The 1,549-nt window shown below is 75.0% G+C and carries 3 protein-coding genes; all 3 read right to left on the bottom strand.

Features of this window, described 5'->3' with window-relative positions; translation table 11 throughout:
- The coding region (locus AC1DUQ_RS21650; RefSeq protein WP_477074628.1) for a hypothetical protein at positions 1–201 on the bottom strand (201 nt) is incomplete at its 3' end.
- Positions 194–664, bottom strand: a complete 471-nt coding sequence (locus tag AC1DUQ_RS21655) for a hypothetical protein (protein ID WP_477061551.1) — start codon at positions 662–664, stop codon at positions 194–196. The genes AC1DUQ_RS21650 and AC1DUQ_RS21655, both read right to left, overlap by 8 nt.
- An 87-nt stretch (positions 665–751) precedes the next feature.
- Positions 752–1,549, bottom strand: a 798-nt coding sequence (locus AC1DUQ_RS21660) for a sensor histidine kinase (RefSeq protein WP_477074629.1), incomplete at its 5' end; no start/stop codon positions are given.

Consider the following 1,549-nt stretch of genomic DNA (forward strand, 5'->3'; position numbering starts at 1 on the left):
GGCCCGGACCGCCGCGACACGCGCCTGCGCAGTGGCCACCTGGGCCGCGAGCTGGTCGATCCGTGAGTCGACGGGCACCGCGGTGGCCGGCGCGGGTGCAGACGGGTCGTTGGCGTCGGCCCACATCACGCCCGCGCCGAACAGCCCGGCCGTGAGCGGGACGAGGACCAAGGTGACGAGGGCGCGCCCACGGTCAGTCATCGGAGCCGTGGTCGTCCGAGCCGTGGTCATCGGAGCCGTCGTCGTCCGAGTCGGAGTCGTCCGAGTCGGAGTCGTCGGAGCCGCGGTGCGCGCGCTCGGAGGCCGAGTCGTCGGTGGCCCAGTCGTCGTCCCCGGGGGAGTCGTCCACCCCGGTCACCCGGTCGTCGGTGGCGTCGTGGCTCGGCGGGTCGTCGCTGCGGGGCGACGCCGAGGGGGCGGACCCGTTCGTCGGCACAGCGGTCGGGGTGCTCGAAGCGGCCGCGGCGAGGCTGTCGATCTCGCTGTTCAGCGCGGCGAGCGAGTGCTCGAGCTCCGCCGTCCGGGGGTCTGTCGTGGTGGTGGTGGTGATCTCAGGCGTGGGGTCCGCGGACGGTGACGTGGCGGCAGCGACCGCCGCCGTGCCCAACCCGATCAGGACGACTGCCGACGCACTCGCTACGGCGGTGCGGCTCTTCCAGGTCATCGTCGTGCTCCTCACTCGTCGGCACCCCGGTGGTGCCCTGAGTCACCACCGTGGCGGTGGCCGGGTGAGGGCGGCGGCAACCCTGGGCTAAGAGTCGGCTAAGGCGACCGGGAGCTCGAGAGCGACCGACGCGCCACCGCTGTCCGGGTGAGCCGGGTCGGCCGCGGGCGTGATGACGAGGCGGCCTCCGCCGCGCTCGGCGGTGCGTCGCGCCACGTCGAGCCCCAGCCCGGTGGACCCGGTGCCGCTGCGCCCGCGCTGGGCGAGGTCGTCTGTCGGCAGGCCGGGCCCGTCGTCGCCGATCTCGACGCGCACGAGGCCATGGGCGACCGTGACCGCGAGAGTGAACGCGGTGCCCGCAGTGGTGTGCCGGAAGACGTTGTCGACCAGCACGTCGAGCGCCGCGCCGAGCTCATCGGCCGCGACGGCGACCGGCGCAGGCCCGCCGGGCACACGCACGCGCATCTCCCGTCCCTGGTCGACAGCCAGCACCTGCCAGAAGCGGGCTCGGTCCTGGACCACCTCACCGGCGTCCGACCTGCCAGGGGTCGCCGCTCCTCGGCGACGCGTCGTGGCGATGACCTGGTCGACCGCGTCCACGAGGTCGTCGACGTGCGAGGCCATGCGCTCGCGCTCCTCGGGGTCGCCCAGCAGGTCGACGTCGAGGCGCAGCGCGGTGATCGGCGTGCGCAGCCGGTGCGACAGGTCGGCCACCGCCTCGCGCTCGTCCGCCAACAGCCCGGCAACCCGGTCGCCGAGTCCGTTGAGCACGGTGCCGACGGACGCGACCTCGGGCGGACCGGACGGGGTGACGCGCGCGTCGAGGTCCCCGGCGCCGAGCCGGTCGGCCACGCTCGCGAGGTCCCGCACCGACCGCGAGAGGCG

The sequence above is a fragment of the Cellulomonas sp. P4_B5_2 genome, from assembly GCF_056402235.1.

Bases quoted from the DNA above. Each gene is read 5' to 3' on its own strand.
- AC1DUQ_RS21655 (WP_477061551.1), bottom strand. From the start codon at position 664: ATGACCTGGAAGAGCCGCACCGCCGTAGCGAGTGCGTCGGCAGTCGTC.